This window comes from Peristeroidobacter soli (assembly GCF_004138485.1).
Taxonomy (GTDB): domain Bacteria; phylum Pseudomonadota; class Gammaproteobacteria; order Steroidobacterales; family Steroidobacteraceae; genus Steroidobacter; species Steroidobacter soli.
Genome location: NZ_ML142848.1, coordinates 1 through 19290, shown reverse-complemented (window position 1 = coordinate 19290; position 19290 = coordinate 1). Strand labels below are relative to the sequence as shown.

Sequence of the window (19290 nt, the reverse complement as noted above, 5' to 3'; positions counted from 1 at the left end):
CGCGATCCTCATGTCGAGAACTTTGTACCAAAAGCTGGTCGACAGTCACTGCGTGCAACGGCTCGATGAAGAGCATGTCCTGCTGTATGCGGACCTGCACCTCATGAACGAGTACACCAGTCCGCAAGCGTTCGCCGGGCTGCGGCAGCGAGGCTTGCCGGTGCGCCGTCCCTGGCAGAACGTCGCGGTGGTCGATCACATCATTCCTACCCATCCGTTGAAACATCGGGTGATCGTGGATCCCGCGTCGGCGCTGCAAGCAAGCAACCTGGCGCGCAATTGTGAGCTCCACGGCATTCCTCTGTTCGATACCAACGATCCGTTGCAGGGGATCGAGCACGTCATCGCGCCCGAACTGGGCATGATCCGGCCCGGCATGGTGGTGTTGTGCGGTGACAGTCACACGACCACCTATGGCGCGCTGGGTGCGCTTGGCTTTGGCATCGGCACTTCAGAAGTGGAGCATGTCCTTGCGACGCAAACGCTCGTGCATCGAGTCGCGAGCAACATGCGCATTCGAGTCGATGGGCGATTGTCGGTAGGCTGCACGGCCAAGGATCTGGTCCTGCACATCATTGCGAACATCGGTGCGCAGGGCGCGCGGGGTTACGTGGTCGAGTTTGTGGGTGAGGGCATTGCTGCGCTGTCCGTCGAAGCCAGAATGACCATTTGCAATATGGCGGTGGAGGCGGGCGCTCGCGGGGCGCTGATCGCGCCCGATGACGTAGCTATCGAATACGTGTCGGCACGCGCACCTGATATGAAGCGGCATCTGCCACGAGCCATCGAACAGTGGCGCAAACTGCGCTCCGACGATGATGCCCGCTTCGATGTGGAGCTCTCGTTCGATGCGTGTGACGTCGGGCCGCGCGTGACTTGGGGGACCAGTCCGGATCAATCCGTTCCGATCGACGAGCGTGTGCCCGATCCAGCTCGAGCCGGAAGTCCGCAGCAGCGAGAGGCCGCAACCCGCGCGCTTCGATACATCGGACTCGAGGCGGGCGCGTCGCTGGACGGACTGGCGATCGATCGCGTATTCATCGGTTCGTGCACCAACGCACGGATTGAAGATTTGCGTGAAGTGGCCAAGATCGTCGGCGATCGCAAGGTGGATCCGCGCGTGCGCGCCATGATCGTGCCGGGTTCAGGTGCGGTTCGCGATCAGGCGGAGGCCGAGGGCATTGCCGCGCGATTGATCGCGGCCGGTTTCGAATGGCGCCAGCCGGGATGTTCCATGTGTCTTGCGATGAACGACGACGTACTGCGACCGGGTGAGCGCTGCGCGTCGACGACCAATCGCAATTTCGAAGGGCGACAGGGACGCGCCGGCCGCACTCATCTCATGAGTCCGGCGATGGCCGCCGCTGCCGCCATCGCGGGCTGTATCACCGACGTCCGCCGTTTGGAGTCATCGCATGTCCGCTGACACATCGATCGCGGGCGTCGCGGCGGCATTGCCAATCCCGAATCTCGACACCGATCAGATCATGCCAAAGCAGTTCCTGCGCGGCATCGACAAGGCGGGGCTGGATCGCGGGGTTCTCTACGATCTGCGCTTCGACGCCAACGGCGCGCCACGCAGTGATTTCGTTCTGAACCAACCCGAGTATGCCGGCTGCCGGATCCTGGTGGCCGAACAGAATTTCGGTTGCGGCTCCAGCCGGGAACACGCGGTCTGGGGACTGGTGCAGTTGGGTATTCGCGCGGTGATCGCGCCGAGCTTCGGCGAAATCTTCTACTCGAATGCGATGAACAACGGCCTGTTGCTGATCGTGGTCGCGCAATTGGATGTCGATCGATTCATGAACGACGTGCGCAATCCGGCGACCAACCGCATCGACATCGACGTGGCACGGTTACAGGTGCGCAGCCGAACGCACCTCGCGAAGTTCGCGATGTCCGCGCGGCATCGGCAGATGTTTCTGGACGGGCTGGATCTGGTCGGCGCCTCGCTGGCCAGCGTCGAGGCAATTGCAGCCTTCGAGCGCAAGCATTGGGAAGAGCAACCCTGGCTGCAATCCGTGGGAGCGATGGTTCGCGCGCGTGTTTGTTAGTTTTTTGATGCGCGTGCGATTGAAACAGCGGACAGGGCGCGTCCAACCGAAGATTTTGTGTCTCTGCTGTTTCGATCATGGAGAGCCCGGTCTTGAAATCCAATGTTTCCATCGTTTCGACTGTATTGAAATTCGCCGTGTCGCTGGCCGCTTTGACATCGGGCGAGGCGATCGCCGAGGAAGACTCATCGCGATGGGGGCTCGGCCTCGGCGCGGTCGCAAGCGACAACCCCTACGCCGGCCGGGGAGTGCGCTATACGCCTTTTCCATTGATTACCTATGAGAGCCCACGCCTGTTCTTCCAAGGCATCACTGGCGGCGTGCATCTGCTCGATACCCGCGCGCTCGAGATCGACCTGATCGTGGCGCCCAACTTCGATGGCATCGATGCCGACGATTTCGGCGCATCGAGACTCGCGCGCAACGGCATCGATCGCAGCCTGCTCGCCGATCGCAAGGACAGCGCGGATGCCGGTTTCGAGGTGGGCTTCAGCGGTCGATACGGCGAGCTGAAGTTCCAGGCGCTCGCCGATGTGCTCGGCGCCAGCGGCGGCTACGAGGCGAGCGTGTCATACGGCTACCCCGTCCAGTTGGGGCAAAGCATCGTGCTCACGCCCAGTCTCGGCGCGACCTGGTTGTCCGCCGACCGATCCGATTATTACTACGGCATCCTCGACGAAGAAGTCGCGCGCGGTGTGCGTGGCTATCGTCCCGGAACAGCGGTCATTCCGGAGGTGGGGCTGGATCTGCAATACGGTTTCGCCGATCGCTGGGTACTGATGAGCGGCCTGAAGTATCGCGCGTTGCCGGGCAAGCTCGAAGACAGCCCGCTGCTGGAGTCGGGGCAGTCGTTGCGTCTGTTCATCGGTGTGCTTCGAGCGTTTTGAGGGAGTGGACCCTGCGGGTCCTTGGGGCGAACGGCCGCAAGTTCCGCGGGGCCAAGCGCGATGTGAGATTGCCGACTCGAGGCCCGCTGTCGAATGGCGAGGCGGGCCGGTCCTGTGCAAAAAAAGATTTTCATGAGTGAGTTATCCTGAATATGCTGACTGGTGCGGTCTCGCGACGCTAATACACTGTTCCAGTCGTGGCATGATTCCGGGCAATGCTTCATCGAGTGGTCGCATGTCTGCTGGCGGTCTGGTTCGCGGGTTGCACGTACGCGGTGTCACCTGCGTCCTCTCGCGTCCCTTCGAAGCCCTGGCTCGGCATGCCCGATACCGCCAGCGGCAAGATCCCGCCGGTGCTGTCCCAGACGGGCGCATTGGCCGATTTGAGGCAACTCGAGCCTGCCAGAACGTTGCTTCCTTATGATCTGGTGCTCGCCTTCTGGTCCGATGGCGCACGGAAGACGCGGTTCGTGGCCATTCCCGAGGGCAAGGTAGGCTTCTCACCGGCCGGCGACTGGACGTTTCCCCCCGGTACGGTCTTCGTCAAAACGTTCGAACTGCCGACCGACGCGTCTCAGCCACACCTCGCGCGGCGACTGGAAACACGCCTGCTGGTGTTCGATCGGGCAGGCGGCGTTTACGGTGTCACCTACAAGTGGCGTCCGGATCTGAGTGACGCCGATCTGGTGCCCGAGGAGGGTTTGCACGAAGACATCACGATCCGCGACGCTGCCGGAACGCATGTTCAATCGTGGTACTACCCCAGCCGCAAGGATTGTCTCGAGTGTCACAACAGTCACACTTCAGGTGCGCTGGGGCCCAAGACGCGGCAGATGAATCGCGATCTACGCTACCAGGATGGGTCGAGCGAAAACCAGCTGCGTCACTGGAACCGGCTCGGTCTGTTCGATACGAAATTGAATGACCCCGACATCGCATCGTTCCCGACGCTGGCGCGACCGGACGACACGACTTGCAGCGTTGAGGACCGCGCGCGCTCCTGGCTCGACGCCAACTGCGCAAATTGTCATCGCCCCGGTGCCACCGTGGCGAATTTCGACGCGCGCTACCAGACGCCGTTGTCGGAGCAGCAGCTCATCGACGGTCCAGTATTGATCGATCAGAACATCGACCGTGCGCGTGTGATTTCGCCACACGATCCCTGGCGATCGGTCGCGCTGATGCGTATCGATACCAATGGCGAGATTCGGATGCCGCCGCTCGCGCGCAATGTCATCGATGCCCAAGGCGTGAATCTGATACGTCAGTGGATCGAGAGTCTGCCGGGCCGCGACGTGCTGCCGCCCCCGTCGATTTCACCGAGCGGCGGTAACTTCGAACATTCCCTGAGTGTGATGCTGACGAGTAGCGAACCGGGTGCCGAGATTCGCTACACACTGGATGGCAGCGTGCCGGGCCCGAAAGACGCCCGTTACGACGGGCCGATTCACATTGACGGCCCGGCCGTACTGCGAGCCCGTGTGTACAAGGAAGGATTCACACGCAGCGTCGTCGCACAGCAGATCTATGTGATCAGTCCTTAGCGCCGGTCTTCACGACCGCCAGCCCCCAGGGACTGTCGCCGGCTTTCACTTTGGCAATTTCGCGGTTGCTCGCGAGGTCCACGACCGACACGTCGTTGGAAGGGCCATTGGCGGAAAACAGATATTTGCCGTCCGGTGACAGCACGATGCCCCAGGGCCGTTTGCCCACGGCGATGTTGGCGAGCACTGCAAAGCTTTTGGCATCTATCACTGCGACCGTGCCACCGCGGCCCGTACTCGCGTATAGCTTGCTGCCGTCGGCGGAGGCACGCAGGCGCATCGGGCGCGAGCCTTTGGGCAGGGCAAACGTTTTGACGAGCTCGAGCTGAGCCGTATCGATGACGTAGAGATTGCCCGCCGATTCGGAAGGAACGACCGCCAGCTTGCCGCCCTCCAGGAACGCCACCGAGCGCGGCCGGGGACCGACCTTGACGTGACCTTTCACCTTGAACGTGGCGAGGTCGATGAAGAACACATCGCCGCCGGTCTCGCAGGTGACGACCAGGGTCTTGCCGTCGGGCGACACGGCCACGCCCTCGGGTTCCTGAGTCAGCGGGACGATGCTCTCGACCTTGCCGTTGGCGACATCGACGGCGCTGGCGGTCTTCACGTCCTCGTTGGAGACATACAGACGCCGGCCGTCCTGGCTGAGGTCGAACTCTTCGGGATCCGAGCCGACCGCGATCTTCTTGACCAGCTTGCGTGTCGCCACATCCACGACGCCGACGCCGTCTGCCGTTTTATCGGCATCCACGTCATCGTCGTCGTCATCCTTGTCTCGCTTGAATACCGGATTGCCCTGGGCATCCAGTTCCGGCGGGCCTTCGATGGGCGTACCACTGAGCGCGACGTAGACCGTCTTGCCGTCCGGGCTGGCATGAATTCCGCGCGGCCGTTTGCCGACCGGAAACGTTGCGACCGCTTTGAGGCTGGCGCCGTCGATGACCGTGACATCGCCGGAGCGCTCGTTGCTGACGTAGATCTGGTAGCTGTCCGCCGCCCGCGCCGGGGCGCTCATTGGCAGCAAGGCCGCCAGTGCAATGGCGAATAACATACGCTTGGATGTTTGTTTGGCTTCGCTCATGGCCACAACGTAGTCGCCTTGCTCTCGCATGGCAAGTCGGGTTGCCGAGCGGAATGTGAATGTCCGGGATCTGCTGGCATTTCTACACTCCTCGGCCGATGATGCCTTTCTCGAGCAACCGTGCTTTGCCGATTCTTCGTGAAATGCGGTTGTCAGCACTCGAACAGGAGGACGGCGATGTCGACCCGTATGTTTGCAGCGCTCGCGATGCTAGGTATTGCGACAACGGCCTTGGCTCACTCCACCGTCAAGAACACGGTTCCAGCCAACGAGGCGGTGCTGCCGGCGTCACCGCCGGCGGTGGTCATCAATTTCAACGAACCCGCTCGTCTGGTGTCGGTGAGCGTCGTGCACGCCGGCGCGCCGGAACGGAAGTTGACCTTCGCGCCCGAAGCCGAAGCCACATCGTTCACCACCGCTGTGCCGCAACTGGAACCCGGGCGCAATGAAATCAAATGGCGGGCGTTATCCAGGGACGGGCACCCGATCAGCGGCACGATCGTCCTCACCGTGCAGCCGGCGACAGGGGCCGCAAAGGCGCCTTGAGAGGTCTCCTTCGCGATGTGCCTACTGGTGCGGCGAGGTGTAGGTCGTGAGAACTGCGGTGACGACGAGCACCGCGCCGATGCAGGTGAGCTCCGCGCCAACCGTCGTGCGCAGCGAGCGAATGGCGCTCGCATCGCCTGCTGCCAGGCGCTTGGTGAGGCGAACTTTGTTATAACTTGCCAGCGCCAGAGCGAGCAGGGCCAGGAAGATCTTGAGGGCCAGCAATCGGCCGTAGCCCGACAGCCACGGATCGTTGGCGAACTCCACCAGCATTCCTATCAGCAGCAATCCGGCGATCACCAGTCCGCCAACCAGTCCGAAAGCGATGGCGCTGAATCGCATCACCAGCGCCGTGACCGCCGGGAATTCCATACGAATGCACGCATCCCGCAGGACCCACAGCGCGGTGAACCACCAAGCTGCGAACGATACATGCAGGAATGCAACGAGCCCTGAGGTGAGGCCCTCCGCGGCGGCATGACCATTGAAGGCGAATGATGCAGTGACGAGAGCGGCATTGCTGAGTTGTGTGCCGCGAGCGGTCTCGTCGCTCGGGTCGGTGATGAGAAGTAGTGCTGCACCAGTAATCTGCAAGCACATCGCGGCACCGACTCCGGACAGGAACACGGCCGAGAGCGTGACCGTATCGAATCCCGCGCCCAGTCGCAGGAACAAACATCCAACGTGAGCCAGCGCCGAGAAAATCGTGAGTGCGGCACCGGGGCGTACCAGTCGCGAGAGAAGATGGCTGCTGTTGGGTGGCGGCCGCAGCGTGGCCTGAGCGAAGACGGCGCCGGCACAGAGCAGAACTCCCGCATACAGCAGAGCTTTCAGTAGTGCGGCAAACGCCTCGAGCATGAACGGTACCCCCAGGCGACCGCTTCGGGGCTGTCGCAATCGCAGGGTACTCGCATGAGCTCCCGATCGCCTACAGTTTGGCCCGGACGCTCAGCCACGTGCCAAACGGCGGCCCGGCGCTATAGCCGGCGCCGCGGGGCCTGGAATTTCACACGCAGCCCTCGACAGGTGTAGAAATGTTCCTGAGCCGCTTGGGAAAGGCTCACGGCCGGGCGTGACACAGGTGACACCATCCGAAGGGAGGCGCGGCAATGAATTCAGGTCGTGGCGTGGACCGGCAGTTCTCCGGGGACAAAACGGCGCTGTGGCGAGACCTTGCTTGCGTGGCATTCGCGGTGCTCGCGGCAGTTTTGCTGTTCACGCACTTCGAATTCAACGAGTGGCTGTTTGCGCATACGCGCGCCTGGGAGTCGATGCAAGTCGACGAAGCCTTTCCCACGCTCATCGTGCTGGCGTCGTGTCTATGCTGGTTTGCGTGGCGAAGATATCGGGAGATGCTCGGCGAGCTCATCAAGCGGCGCGCCGCCGAACAGCGCCTGGAGTCGCTGCTGCTCGAGAATCGCCGCCTGGCGCAACAGTATCTGCGTGCCCAGGAAGCCGAGCGCAAGTCCATCGCCCGCGAATTGCACGACGAGCTCGGCCAGTATTTGAATGCGATCAAGACCGATGCGGTATCGATTCAGGCCCGGATGAGTGGACCGCCGGCGGTGGCGGTGGCCGCGATCATCCAGCACGCGGATCATCTGCATGCGGTGGTACGCGATCTGATCCGGGAACTGCGACCGATCGCTCTAGACGATCTCGGTCTGCAAGCGGCCCTGGAGCATTACCTGGATCATTGCCGGCAACGGCTGTCGCAGGTGCAGTTGAGCGTCACGTTGGATGGCGATCTCGACTCGCTCAGCGAGCCGCTCAATCTGGTCATCTACCGGCTCACACAGGAAGCGCTGACAAACGTGTCCCGTCATGCACGAGCCAGCCATGTCGCGGTTCGCGTGGTGCGTACCGAGCCGGGTGCCGGCGTTGCCGATGCCGTGGAGGTCAGTATCAGCGACGACGGCGAGGGGGCCGATCCAAACCAGACTCATCCCGGGCTGGGACTGATCGGCATGCGCGAACGCGTGGACATGCTCGGCGGGGAATGGAAGGTCATGACCGGCCACGGCCAGGGCTTCACGCTGTTCGCGCGTATTCCCGTCGGAGATCAGCAGAGCGTGATGGCAGGCGAAGCTGCGATGGATGTGCCGGCGAACTCGTGCTGATTACGGCGACGCTCGCATGGTTCGCAGAACAGGCTGGCCCCCACGAGCCCGGCTCAGCGCCTGATCCCTGGCGGCAACCAGCGCATCCAGCGCGGCGATCATGACCGGGCCCGGGCAATTCATATATTTGGCGGGAAACGATCCGAAGCTGCTCCGGGGCTCGAGCGTGCGGAGGGCGCGATGATGAACCAGCTTCTCCGCGCGGGTCGCGCCTCCCAAAGTGTCGCCGAGCAGGACGATGTCGGGCTCGGCGCCGATCAAAGACTCCAACGGCAGCACGCGATAGCCTTTCAACTGCGCCTGTGCCGCGATGTTCGTGAGGCCCGCGATGCTCATGAGCTGGTCGGTGATCGTTCCTTTGCCCGCGCTCAGTCCGGCGGCCTGATAGATGACGGCCCTCAATGGCTGGGCGCCCGGCGGCGGGCTGGCGTCCTCGATGGCTCGTTGGATGCGAGCGACCAACTCGCGGCCTCGCTCGGGTTCCTGGACGAGCTCGGCGAGCCGCTGCACCTGGGCAAGGCTGGCTTCGACGGTTCGCGGTATTTCGAAGAGCTCCAAGCGAACCCCGACGCGCCCCAGCGCGTTGCGGGTCAACATCGCTGTATGCCGGCTGGCCAACACCAGATCGGGTTTCAGCAGCACGATTTCTTCGGCGGACTCGCGGGTCGCGGGGAATTCCCTGGCGGCGTCTGCAATCGCCGAACGGTACGGATCGCTCGAATAGCGGCTCAGCGAAGCGATGCGCTCCTTGGGAACCAGTTCCAGCAGCATCGGATCGAGACAGGCATTGATGGATACGATTCGCATCGGCGCATCATTCGCCAGCGCCAGGGGCGCGGCGAGCGTCAGGAGCGCGAGTGCGAGCCAGCGCATGTTCATGTCGCGCCTTCGATGTCGGTGGTGGAGCGCACGACGCGAGCGATGTCTCGGCTGTTCAAATGGAAGTTCGCCTCAAGACTCAAACTGTCACGCTGTATCTTGGCCGCCGCTGCCTGAAAGATCGCGGCTCGATTCGACTGGTAGTAGCGCGCACAATCTTCGATCGTCTCCGCCGCGCACAGCGTGACGAATGCGCGCCGATGAATGAAACAATGGCCAGCATGATCCGGCGGCTGAAACGCCAGCGAGTCGACATCCGCGCGCCAGGTCATCTCGCTCAAGACTCGATGCCTCGCTGTGCCTCGACGCTGGCAGTCTGCCGCGAAGGGCGGTTGCCGAGATCGATGTACTGGGCCGCCCAACGCTCGGCCAGCGTCAGGCAGCCTCGCAATCGGACCCGGCTGCGTTCGCAATCGATGACGACGATGTTGTCCGCTGCGGTCGGGCGTGGCGGCGACTCGGTGCTTCGGCCATCGGTCAGCAGCCAGAGCCAGGTGTTTTGCTGAGATCGCGACTGCTTGGCCTGCGCGAGCAGCCTGGAAGCAGCGGCAATGCCGCGCGTTAGTGGAGTAGCGCCTCCGCCACGGACCGGTCTCAACCATTCCTCGGCATGGATCGATGTCGGCGGGCGCGCTCGCGTCGGGCCGACGAACACGCGGGCTTCAGCGCCAGCAAAGCCGATGATGGCGATATCCGCTTGCTGGTCGTACGCCATCTGGATGAGCTGCATCAGCATGCCTTTGGCAGCAGCGAGTTGTTGGGACAGGAGCATCGAGGCGGAACAATCGATCAGCAGACAATGCAAGGTTCGAATCTGTCTGGCGCCAGGACGGAACCGAAGATGCTCCCATCGCAGAGGCTCCGGGCCCTTGCTCGCCAGCGTGCGCACCCAGTGCACGCGCCGGCTGGCGCGCCTACGGATCGATGTGAGTTGTCGGGTGGCGGGCGCCATGCCAGTACGGCTCTTCGTGCCTCGCGGCCCGCTGCTCAGAAACTTTTTTTTTGAGCCGGAGGCTGAAGGGCAGGCGCCGCAAGGGCCGAGACCGGAGCGGGGGCCATCGCGCCCCATTTGGCATCGTCCGGCTTCGAGCGCGGTTGCTCCTGCGACTTCGACGGTCGCTGCGTCGACTGCGGTTGCTGCGATGTTCCCTTGCTCGATCGGTGATGAAGAGCGAGCGGCGCGACCTGCTTTACGTGCTCGATGGTGACCTGCGGATCGCGCTGCCAGGCAGCGAGGGCGCAAGCGGCACGAACGATCACGAGATCGGCACGCAAACCCTCGACGCCGGCGGCGAGACACAGCTCGCTCACCTCGGTGATCAACGCGTCACCCAGTGTGATCGAAGGCAGCGCTGCCCGCGCAGCCGCGATGGTGTCGCGTAGCCGGCTCTGCGATTCGGCGAAGCGATGACGGAACGCGTCGGGATCCAGATCGAACGCCAGCCGCGACTTCACGATATCCGCGCGCATCGCTGAATCGGTGCAGTCGGTGAGCGATAGTGCCAGACCGAACCGATCCTGCAGCTGTGGCCGCAGCTCGCCTTCGTCCGCATTCATCGTGCCGATGAGGGCGAAGCTGGCCGCATGCTTGTGCGAGACGCCGTCGCGCTCGATGAAGTTTACGCCGCTGGCGGCTACGTCAAGCAATTGATCGACGAGCACGTCGGGCAGCAGGTTCACTTCGTCGACATACAACACACCGCCGTGAGCCTTGGCCAGCAGTCCGGGGGAGAACGTCACTTTGCCGGACTGCAGGGCTGCGTCGACGCTGAGCGAGCCGATGAGCATTTCTTCAGTGGCGCCGAGCGGCAGCGTGACGAATGCGCCGCCGGGCAGCAGCTCGGCGAGCGCGCGGGCACTCGTGGACTTCGCCGTGCCACGCGGCCCGTCGATCAACAGACCGCCGATGCGAGGGTCGATGGCGATGAGTGTCAGCGCCAGCTGCAGCCGCGACTGTCCAACGATGGCGCAGAAAGGAAACACCGGGCGGATGGCGTCGCTCATGAAACAGTCTCCAGCTGCGCTTCGGCGTCGAGCAGGTGCCGGCGCAGGGTCGATTCGAACTCGCCGGGCGATTCCCACAGCTCGCGATCGATGGCTTCGAGCAATCGTTCGCAGATGTCGTGCATGGCGTTGGCGTTGTGACGCAGGATGAATTCGCGCGTGTCGACGTCGTTCACGAAGGCGTCGGCGACCAGCGCGTACTGATAGTCGCTGAGCACGTGCGCGGTGGCGTCGAAGGCGAACAGATAGTCGACGGTATCGGCGATCTCGAAGGCGCCCTTGTAACCATGGCGCTTCACGCCGGCGATCCATTTCGGATTCACCACGCGCGAGCGGATCACCCGGCCGATTTCTTCACGCAACGTGCGGATGCGTGGCGCTTCCGGATTGCTGTGGTCGGCGTGATAGGCGCTTGGCGCGGAGCCGCTCAGGTGACGCACGGCTGCGGCCATGCCGCCGTGAAACTGGTAGTAGTCGTTGGAGTCGAGCACGTCGTGCTCGCGGTTGTCCTGGTTCTGGACCACGAGCTGCATGGCCGACAACCGTTCGCTGAAGCGAGCCACTGCGGGCACACCTGCAACTCCGCGGCCGTACGCGTAACCGCCCCAGGTGCAATAGGCATCGCTCAAGTCGGCGTCGGTCGACCAGTTGCCGCTGTCGATCAGCGATTGCAGGCCCGCGCCGTAAGCGCCGGGCTTGGAGCCGAAGACCCGCCAACCTGCCTGCGCGCGAGCTGCGTCCCGGTCGGTGCCGGCCTCGATGAGTTTTTGAGTGTCTTTGAGAATGCGAGCGCGGATGAAATTGTCATGCTCGCTTTCCGGCAGTTCGGCGACGGCTTGCACGGCCGCATCGAACAGCTCGATGACGTTGGTGAAGGCGTCGCGAAAGAAACCCGAGACCCGCAATGTGACATCGATGCGCGGTCGGTCCAGGATCGAGACGGGCAGGATTTCGAAGTCCGCCACGCGATGGCTGCCCTGAGCCCACACGGGCCGAACCCCCATCAGCGCGAGCGCCTGAGCGATGTCGTCGCCGCCGGTGCGCATGGTCGCCGTGCCCCAGACGGACAAACCGATGGTGCGAGGGTAGTCGCCATGCTCTTGCAGATAGCGCTCGATCATTTGCGCCGCCGATGCAAAGCCGAGCCGCCATGCGGTGGGCGTTGGAACGGCGCGCGTATCGACGGAATAGAAATTCTTGCCCGTGGGCAATACGTCAGGTCGACCGCGAGAGGGCGCGCCGCTCGGACCGGAGCGAACGAAGCGGCCGTTCAAGCCATCGCGCAAGCCTTGCAGCTCGCTCGCGCCGCAATTGTCGAGCGACGGCTGCAGATGCGTTCGCAAGCGTTCCATGACCTGGAAGGTGCGAGGCAATTGGCCTTGAAGGTCGAGCGGTGTGGCATCGGTCTCAGGCGCGACCTGCTCAATCAACGTCGCAGCCAGTTTTTCGAGCCGCTCGCGGGTGTCGCCGTTGTGACGCCACGCGCTGTCGCTCGTCCGCATCAGCAGCTCCGGACGAGCCCCGGTCCATTCGCGAGTCCAGTCGGAGTCGAATGGATTGAATCCTTCCAAGCCCAGATCCGCCGATAGCGCGGCGAGCAGGCCGGCATTGCGACCCCTGCCGTCGCCCACGGCAAATCGGGCCAGCGCCAGTAACGTGTCGCGCCGCTGAGTGCCGTGAGGCGAGCAGCCGAAGATATGGAGGCCATCGCGAATCTGCGATTCCTTCAGATCGCACAAGTAGGCATCGGTCCGGACGAGCAGGGCGCGCTCGGCCTCTGCATTCTCCGGTCGGCCGATGCCCAGATCCTGGTGCAGATTCTGTGAGATGACATTCGCGAGGATCGTCGATCGCAGCATATCCGCACGGCGCGGATCGATGACCAGTGCTTCGTAGTATTCGTCGACCTGTCGCTCGAGGTCCTGCAACGGACCATAGGTCTCGGCGCGAGTGAGCGGCGGCATCAGATGATCGACGATCACCGCTTGCGAACGACGCTTCGCCTGACTGCCTTCGCCGGGATCGTTGACGATGAACGGATACAAGTGCGGCATCGGGCCGAGCAGCACATCCGGCCAGCAGCTGTTGCCGAGCGCGACGCTCTTACCGGGCAGCCATTCGAGATTGCCGTGTTTGCCGACGTGCACGATGGCATCGCACTCGAAGCCATGGCGCAGCCAGAAATAGCAGGCGAGATAGTGATGCGGCGGGACCAGGTCCGGACTGTGATAGGTCGAGTGCGGATCGATCTCATAACCACGGGCGGGTTGCAGGCCGATGAAGATCTTGTGCAGCCGCAGGCCGGAGATCATGAATCGGCCCTCCCGAAGCATGGGATCGGTCGAAGCATCGCCCCAACGTTCGGTCACCGCGCGTTGGTTTTCGGTCGGCAGCTGTGCGAACCAGGAGAGATAGTCGTCGAGCGCGACACTCTGAAAGGCCCAACGCGCGCTCCAGCTCGCTGGATCGTTGGTCACGCCGTCGCGGAACCGAGCGAGCAATTGCTCGCCATCGTCGGGAATATCTGCGAGGTCGTAGCCTTGAGATTGCAGGTCGCGCAGGATCGCGATGACCGAGGCCGGCGTGTCGAGACCCACGCCATTGCCGATGCGTCCTTCCCGAGAGGGATAGTTCGCCATGATCAGCGCGACCCTCTTTTTTTCGTTCGCAAGCTGTCGCAACCGGCACCAGCGTCGGCTCAGCTCGACGACGAACTCGACGCGCTCGAGATCCGGTTGATACTTCGAGAGCTCGTACTGAGTTCGTTCGCAACGATAGGCGGCGCCTTTGAAACTGATGGCGCGAGTGACGATACGGCCGTCCACTTCAGGCAGCGCCACTTGCATGGCGATGTCACGGGGGCTGAGGCCGTGATCGTTCGCCTGCCAGTCCTCGCGATTGCCGCCGCTGAGCACGACTTGCAGCACTGGAATGGTGCCGGCCAGCGGAGCGGGTTCTGGATCATCCAACGCAGCAGTGGCGAACGCGGTTGTATTCAGGATGAGCGCGACGTCGTGCTCGAAACATAGCGTGCGCAATACCTGCAAGCACAGCGGGTCCTTGAGCGAGTTCAGCGCAAGCGGCAGAGGATTCAAGCCGGCGCGTTGCATCGATGCGATCAAGACATCGAAGGCCTCGGTATTGCCGGCCGATAGATGCGAGCGATAAAAGACGACTGCGACGACCGGAGCGCCTGCGACCCACCGCGCGCGCCACGCGTCGATCCCTGCCGCTGCATGATCGGGAACGTAGACGAGCGCTTCCGGGAACGGGCGGGGCGGGCGCGGCTGCTGCTGCCAGCCGAGAAAGTCGTGTCCCAGGCTCACAAAGAACTCGACCGCGTTCTCCGGTCCGCTCTCGCGCAGATAGCGCAACAACTGTTCGCACTGCTGCCAGGGAACGGTGCTCTTGCTGGTCAGATTCGGGTCTTCGGTACGATCGCCCGAGAACAACACCAACGTTTGCGGGCGCTCTTTCGACAGAGTCACCAGACGTTCGAGGCCGTAAGCCCAATAGGACTCGCCGCCGACATGGTCGACGACGACTACGCGCGCGTGCTGTAGCACTTCGTCGACATACAAATCGACCGATGCCGGCGCCCGCAGATGCATGAGGTTACAAATGCGGATCGACGGAAAGCCATTCGGCAAGCGCCGGGCGGCCGCGGCCAACAACGACAGTGTCGTATCGGCCGCGCTCAGAATGACGATGTCCGCAGGCTCTTGCTCGATGCGAACGGTGACCGTCGCATCGGTATATCCACCAGCCTTGGCAGATAACAGATGCATCAGCTGGCGAGCGCGACGTCCGCGACGGCAGTATCGAGCGCGGTGGCGTCCAGATCTTCGCCAATGAACACCAGCGTGGTACGACGCTCCTCGTCGTCGCGCCAGCGACGATCGAAGTAGGTGTCGAAGCGACGACCGACGCCCTGGATCACCAGCCGCATCGGCTTGCCGGGCACGGCAGCGAATCCTTTGATCCGATAGATCTGATGATGCTCGGCCAGCCGTTTGAGCCGGGTCACGAGCTGTTCGGGATCGACTGTGCCGAGGCGCACGACGACCGAATCGAACGCGTCATGGTCATGATCGTGCTCGCCGTTCTCGTCCGTGTGGCCGCTGTGATGATCCGGACGCAGATGAATGGTTTCTTCGGCGGCGGCGCCGACGCCGAGCAACACGTTCAGGTCGACCCGGCCGCTCTGGGAACGGACGATCTTCACCGTCGGCGGGATTTCTTCACGAATGATCGAGTCGACGGCCGCGCCTTGATCGGCCGTCATCAGATCCGACTTGGACACGACGACCAGATCGGCGGACATCAGCTGATCCTCGAACAGCTCGTGCAACGGCGATTCATGATCCAGGTTCGGATCGGCGCGCCGCTGCTGGTCCACGGCCGCGGGGCTCTCGGCGAACTGACCGGCGGCGGTTGCGGGGCCATCGACGACGGTCACGACCGCGTCCACCGTGAACGCGTTCTTGATCGTCGGCCAGTTGAACGCCTGCACCAGCGGCTTGGGCAATGCCAGTCCCGAGGTTTCGATCAGCAGGTGATCGATCTCGGCGCGCCGTTCGGCCAGCTGCTGCATGACCGGCAGAAATTCTTCCTGCACCGTGCAGCACAGGCAGCCATTCGACAGCTCATACAGCGTGCCGGCACGCTCGCGCTCCTCGCAGCCGATATCGCAGCCCTTGAGAATTTCGCGGTCGATGCCGAGCTCGCCGAATTCGTTGATGATGACGGCCAGGCGCTTGCCGTGCTCCATCTGCAAGACATTCCGTAGCAGCGTGGTTTTGCCGCTGCCGAGGAAGCCGGTGACGATGGTGACGGGAATGCGCGTGGCGCTGGCGGATTGTGACATGGCGCGTCCGGTTCGAATCAGGGAGGAGTGCGGGCGATGAAATGGCCCTTGATGGCCTGAGGCCAGGATCGATAAGGGACTTGCCCGGTGTCGGACTGCCGATACAGATCCACGTAGGTGAGCACGGTCGCCGCGCTCGCCGCGTCCGGCGGGAAGTCGCCGATCAGATAGCCAAACTTTCCGGCGGAGCGAATGTGCACGGTGCAATGACGTGAGCACGCCATCAAACACGAGACGCGACGGAGCTGGACGCCTGCCATGGGCGCGTCACTCAGTTGACGTTCGAGATGCTCGGCAAGCTGCACGCCGCCGCTGCGGCCTTCGCATTCGCGCTGGTCCGGCCGATAGCGGCAGGTGTCGCAGACAAAGAGCTCGATCGCAGCCTCGACAGCCACCGGTTCGCGCTCCGTGGAGCGATCAGGCCTCGCTGAGCCGTCCATGCGACGACGTCAGTTTGTGAAACGCGAGACTCGATGCCGCGCCGAGAAAGATCCAGAAGGCGGCATTCGCGAAGGTGGTCGCAAGCTGAAAGCGATGTTGCAATTCTTCCGGTGCCAGCGCGGCGTGCACTTCGGGTGTCGGTGCGACGATGAGAACGTGCGGCGCAATTGCCAGCACGACAGCCGCGGCCGCCTTGACCCACGAAAACGGGCTGGAGAACACCAGCAGCAGCGCGCCGCCGGTGAGCAGCGCGGTCATGGCCCACCACAGTTGGCGTTCCTGCACTGGAGCTGCGACGGTGCCCGGCAATTCCGGAGGCAGGCCGAGCGACGGGGCTGCGAAGAAAACGATGAAGCCGGCGACGCCGAAGGCCACGCCACTCCAGAGTCCACCCGGCTGACGCCACAATGAATACACGCCGATGAGCACCAGGCCATAACCCAATCCCATCACGAGATTGGCCGCGAGCGTGAAGCTCGTGCGCTCCCATCCATTGGCAGGCTCCCACTCCTCGGCGTCGCCATGATCGTGCTCATGATCATGCGACTCGGCACCGTGCGGTGGAGCTGCGCCCGCCGATTCGTAGGTCTCGGCTTCCAGGATCAACGGCGTGACCCACATCGCTTGCACGACAGTGAGCAGCAGCGCGGCGACCAGCCCGGAAAGAGCCGCCGCTAGCAGGGTGTCTCGTAGCATGGCGAATCAGTGGCAGGGAAAAGCGGCGCCGTGGCGAGTGTCGTGAGCTGCGTTGTGAACCGCAGCCATCGGCGCGAAGCCCACGAAATACAGGCAGAACAAGCCGGCAAACAACGACACCAGGCCCACGACCTTGCGCTGAGCCAGCGACCGGGTGGCCTGTTGACCGACGGCGGGAGAGGCAAAGAGATCTTTGGAAGCCATGAAGCGCTCCGAACGACAGAACCAGCCAAGTCGACTGAATCTTCGGAGGCGGGGAGATCGGATAGGCGAAGTGCGCGGGATGCAGACGCCGGCCGACGCCTGCCCACCGCAGATCAGTGCCAATGCATGAGGCCGGTCTCCGGACTCGCGAGTATGGATTCGAATCGCCTTCCCACCCGGCGGCCGGGCAGTGGCATCGTGATTCGCATCGACTCGCTTACCGTTGCGGGGGCAGCGCCAGAATGGCCCTCGATGGACGTCACTGGCTTCCCGTTTCACCGTCGGGGTCGAAGACCCCGGACGGCACCTCAGCGACCAAAATGATACCGACCCGCGGGCGGGACGGTCAATCAAAGTACCGGCCGGGCGCGATGAAAACTCTTTATGCCCGGCATAACGTGGCGTCGCGCGGATTCGGAACAGAGCGCGCATTGCCGCGGCCCCGACGGCAACTTTATCTTTCCTCCCGCCAGCGGTGTCCGCCCTCAACGAGCGGACTTAATAGGGAATCCGGTGCGGGTTGTTATATGAACCCAATGCCGGAACTGCCCCGCAGCGGTATTCAGGAACGACCGTGGTCATGGCACTGGGCGCAAGCGCCTGGGAAGCGACCGCCACTAGATCGAATCATGCTCGCGATGATTTCCGCCTGAGAGTCCGAAGACCTGCCCTGGCCGTCGCGTAACAACCATTGCGCGATGTCGGCTGTCGGGCTCTCGAGGGGTGGAGCTGGCGGGTCTTGCTCGCGGATACGTTCTTTCCGCCGGCACTCCGTCGCATCCTCGCTTTGGTCCGATCCTGCTCGCGGGATTCACCATGGCTCGCGGCGCCCGGGATGTGACGGCGATGGAAATGTCGAAGTGGTTCGACACCAATTATCACTATCTGGTGCCGGAGTTCGCGGCCAATCAAACATTCAAACTGTCGTCGTCCAAGGTATTCGACGAATACTCGCAGGCGCGGGCGCTCGGGATTCAAACGCGTCCGGTGCTGGTAGGACCGCTGACGTATGTTTCCTTGGGGAAGAAGCGCGCGGACGCGGCTTACTGCCGGAGCACACGGATTTCGAAACTCGTGCCCGTCTACATCGAGGCATTGCGAAAGTTGCACAGCCTGGGCGGCGGTGTGGGCAATATCACCTGGCTCGCGGATGCGAGTCTCGCGGCAACCCCGAGGACCTCGGCGCTTCCTGACTCATCAACGTGCCCTCGAGCATCGGCTCGAGCATCGGTTCCAAGTTCGCCGCCTGGCGCGCGGCGAACGCCGTGGTCATGTGATTCGCATCCCGATAAACGAGGATGCCTGAACGCATGCTCGGACAGGTCGTGTCATCGCAGAACTGGGCCGACAGATCGCCGAAGCGGGCCCCCATCGAGGTGGCCACGGCGCGCTCGAGCGGCGATATCGCGGGGTCGAGTGCGTCGATCCGAGGCGTGTCGCAGTTCGACTCGGATAGCCCGCGCCAGCGCGAACGTGCGATGCATGTACCGACGTTTCTTCCGGGGGACGGGCTGTCGCGCAAGAGCAGGATGGAGGCATTCGTTTCTCGCAGTCGACTCAACGTCCTGCGCAAGCCGGCTTCCCAGGCGTCGTGCGTGACGGCGTGCTTGCCGCGAGCGCTCCACGGGCCACGGACGTAGCCGCTCGAGTATTGAGAGACGATCACCATGGTGGGCTGCAACTGGCGAATCTCCTCAATGGCCCGCGCGCGCCATTCGGCACATTCCGGCCAGTCTCGACGCAGCCGAGGGCTGTAGGAGGGGATGTCCGAGACTGCGCAAGAGGCCTTCAGAACGGTGACCAAGCGCCAGCCGCGCGCGCTCGCTAAAGAGGCGAGTGGGGTGGACCACTGATCGGCGTGCGAATCCCCGAACAGCACCACGGTCTTGGCGGCATCGCTCGCGCCAAAGATGCATTTCACGGGCGCCACGTCGGTGAAGCCGATCAAACAATTCCGGCCGCTG

18 protein-coding genes, 1 pseudogene and 2 riboswitches are annotated in these 19290 nt (G+C 63.3%); of the genes and pseudogenes, 7 read left to right on the top strand and 12 right to left on the bottom strand.

The genetic code is table 11. The features are described from left to right. Positions 1-10: 10 nt before the first annotated feature. The 4 genes from leuC (at position 11) to EKO19_RS00075 (ending at position 4485) form a co-directional block, all read left to right on the top strand. On the top strand, positions 11-1426 hold the full coding sequence (leuC, locus tag EKO19_RS00090; protein WP_129774382.1) for a 3-isopropylmalate dehydratase large subunit: 1416 nt from the start codon (positions 11-13) through the stop codon (positions 1424-1426). Next, positions 1416-2054: a 3-isopropylmalate dehydratase small subunit gene (gene leuD / locus EKO19_RS00085; protein ID WP_129774380.1), complete on the top strand. Its 639-nt coding sequence runs from the start codon at positions 1416-1418 to the stop codon at positions 2052-2054. The genes leuC and leuD overlap by 11 nt, the downstream gene beginning before the upstream one ends. A 77-nt stretch (positions 2055-2131) precedes the next feature. Beyond that, positions 2132-2941: a MipA/OmpV family protein gene (locus EKO19_RS00080; RefSeq protein WP_129774378.1), complete on the top strand. Its 810-nt coding sequence runs from the start codon at positions 2132-2134 to the stop codon at positions 2939-2941. Between the two features lie 215 nt (positions 2942-3156). Next, a complete protein-coding gene (locus EKO19_RS00075; protein ID WP_129774376.1) occupies positions 3157-4485 on the top strand; it encodes a chitobiase/beta-hexosaminidase C-terminal domain-containing protein in 1329 nt (442 codons plus the stop codon). On the opposite strand, the gene EKO19_RS00070 is transcribed toward EKO19_RS00075, so the two are convergent. After that, a complete protein-coding gene (locus EKO19_RS00070) occupies positions 4475-5569 on the bottom strand; it encodes a YVTN family beta-propeller repeat protein (RefSeq protein ID WP_175596907.1) in 1095 nt (364 codons plus the stop codon). The genes EKO19_RS00075 and EKO19_RS00070 overlap by 11 nt on opposite strands. Positions 5570-5758: 189 nt before the next feature. On the opposite strand from EKO19_RS00070, the gene EKO19_RS00065 reads away from it, so the two are divergent. Continuing rightward, positions 5759-6115: a copper resistance CopC family protein gene (locus EKO19_RS00065; protein WP_157995028.1), complete on the top strand. Its 357-nt coding sequence runs from the start codon at positions 5759-5761 to the stop codon at positions 6113-6115. A gap of 21 nt (positions 6116-6136) precedes the next feature. Here the strand turns inward: EKO19_RS00065 and EKO19_RS00060 are convergent, their stop codons facing one another. Next, positions 6137-6973: a CopD family protein gene (locus tag EKO19_RS00060; RefSeq protein ID WP_129774370.1), complete on the bottom strand. Its 837-nt coding sequence runs from the start codon at positions 6971-6973 to the stop codon at positions 6137-6139. Between the two features lie 251 nt (positions 6974-7224). Between EKO19_RS00060 and EKO19_RS00055 the strand changes: the two genes are divergently transcribed. Next, positions 7225-8235, top strand: coding sequence for a histidine kinase (locus tag EKO19_RS00055; RefSeq protein ID WP_129774368.1), 1011 nt, complete (start codon positions 7225-7227; stop codon positions 8233-8235). On the opposite strand, the gene EKO19_RS00050 is transcribed toward EKO19_RS00055, so the two are convergent. Genes EKO19_RS00050 through EKO19_RS00010 form a run of 9 tightly spaced genes read right to left on the bottom strand, consistent with a single transcriptional unit; the run spans position 8236 to position 17326 of the window. Beyond that, positions 8236-9114 (bottom strand): ABC transporter substrate-binding protein, encoded by an 879-nt coding sequence (locus EKO19_RS00050; protein WP_129774366.1) that lies wholly within the window; start codon positions 9112-9114, stop codon positions 8236-8238. After that, positions 9111-9395, bottom strand: a complete 285-nt coding sequence (locus tag EKO19_RS00045) for a hypothetical protein (protein ID WP_129774364.1) — start codon at positions 9393-9395, stop codon at positions 9111-9113. Before EKO19_RS00045 ends, EKO19_RS00050 begins: the two co-directional genes overlap by 4 nt. Next, positions 9392-10066, bottom strand: coding sequence for a vWA domain-containing protein (locus EKO19_RS00040; protein WP_157995027.1), 675 nt, complete (start codon positions 10064-10066; stop codon positions 9392-9394). Before EKO19_RS00040 ends, EKO19_RS00045 begins: the two co-directional genes overlap by 4 nt. A 35-nt stretch (positions 10067-10101) precedes the next feature. Next, positions 10102-11118, bottom strand: a complete 1017-nt coding sequence (locus EKO19_RS00035; RefSeq protein WP_129774360.1) for an ATP-binding protein — start codon at positions 11116-11118, stop codon at positions 10102-10104. Continuing rightward, a complete protein-coding gene (cobN, locus tag EKO19_RS00030) occupies positions 11115-14906 on the bottom strand; it encodes a cobaltochelatase subunit CobN (RefSeq protein WP_129774358.1) in 3792 nt (1263 codons plus the stop codon). The genes EKO19_RS00035 and cobN overlap by 4 nt, the downstream gene beginning before the upstream one ends. After that, positions 14906-15985 carry a cobalamin biosynthesis protein CobW gene (gene cobW / locus EKO19_RS00025; protein ID WP_129774356.1) on the bottom strand — a complete coding sequence of 360 codons (1080 nt, stop codon included), beginning with the start codon at positions 15983-15985 and terminating at the stop codon, positions 14906-14908. The genes cobN and cobW overlap by 1 nt, the downstream gene beginning before the upstream one ends. A 17-nt stretch (positions 15986-16002) precedes the next feature. Beyond that, positions 16003-16380 carry a DUF1636 domain-containing protein gene (locus EKO19_RS00020; protein WP_217705049.1) on the bottom strand — a complete coding sequence of 126 codons (378 nt, stop codon included), beginning with the start codon at positions 16378-16380 and terminating at the stop codon, positions 16003-16005. A 22-nt stretch (positions 16381-16402) separates the two neighbouring features. Next, positions 16403-17122, bottom strand: coding sequence for a CbtA family protein (locus EKO19_RS00015; RefSeq protein WP_129774352.1), 720 nt, complete (start codon positions 17120-17122; stop codon positions 16403-16405). 6 nt (positions 17123-17128) lie between these two features. After that, positions 17129-17326: a CbtB domain-containing protein gene (locus EKO19_RS00010; RefSeq protein WP_129774350.1), complete on the bottom strand. Its 198-nt coding sequence runs from the start codon at positions 17324-17326 to the stop codon at positions 17129-17131. Between the two features lie 113 nt (positions 17327-17439). Then, positions 17440-17652, bottom strand: a riboswitch (cobalamin riboswitch). Between the two features lie 129 nt (positions 17653-17781). Then, positions 17782-18013: riboswitch (cobalamin riboswitch) on the top strand. 129 nt (positions 18014-18142) lie between these two features. Between EKO19_RS00010 and EKO19_RS39680 the strand changes: the two are divergent. Continuing rightward, a pseudogene (locus EKO19_RS39680) lies at positions 18143-18433 on the top strand (5-methyltetrahydropteroyltriglutamate--homocysteine S-methyltransferase); the annotation flags it as partial. A 28-nt stretch (positions 18434-18461) separates the two neighbouring features. Here EKO19_RS39680 and EKO19_RS39005 read toward each other — a convergent pair. Continuing rightward, positions 18462-19290 (bottom strand): SGNH hydrolase domain-containing protein (locus tag EKO19_RS39005; RefSeq protein ID WP_246038800.1); only part of this gene is annotated, 829 nt, incomplete at its 5' end.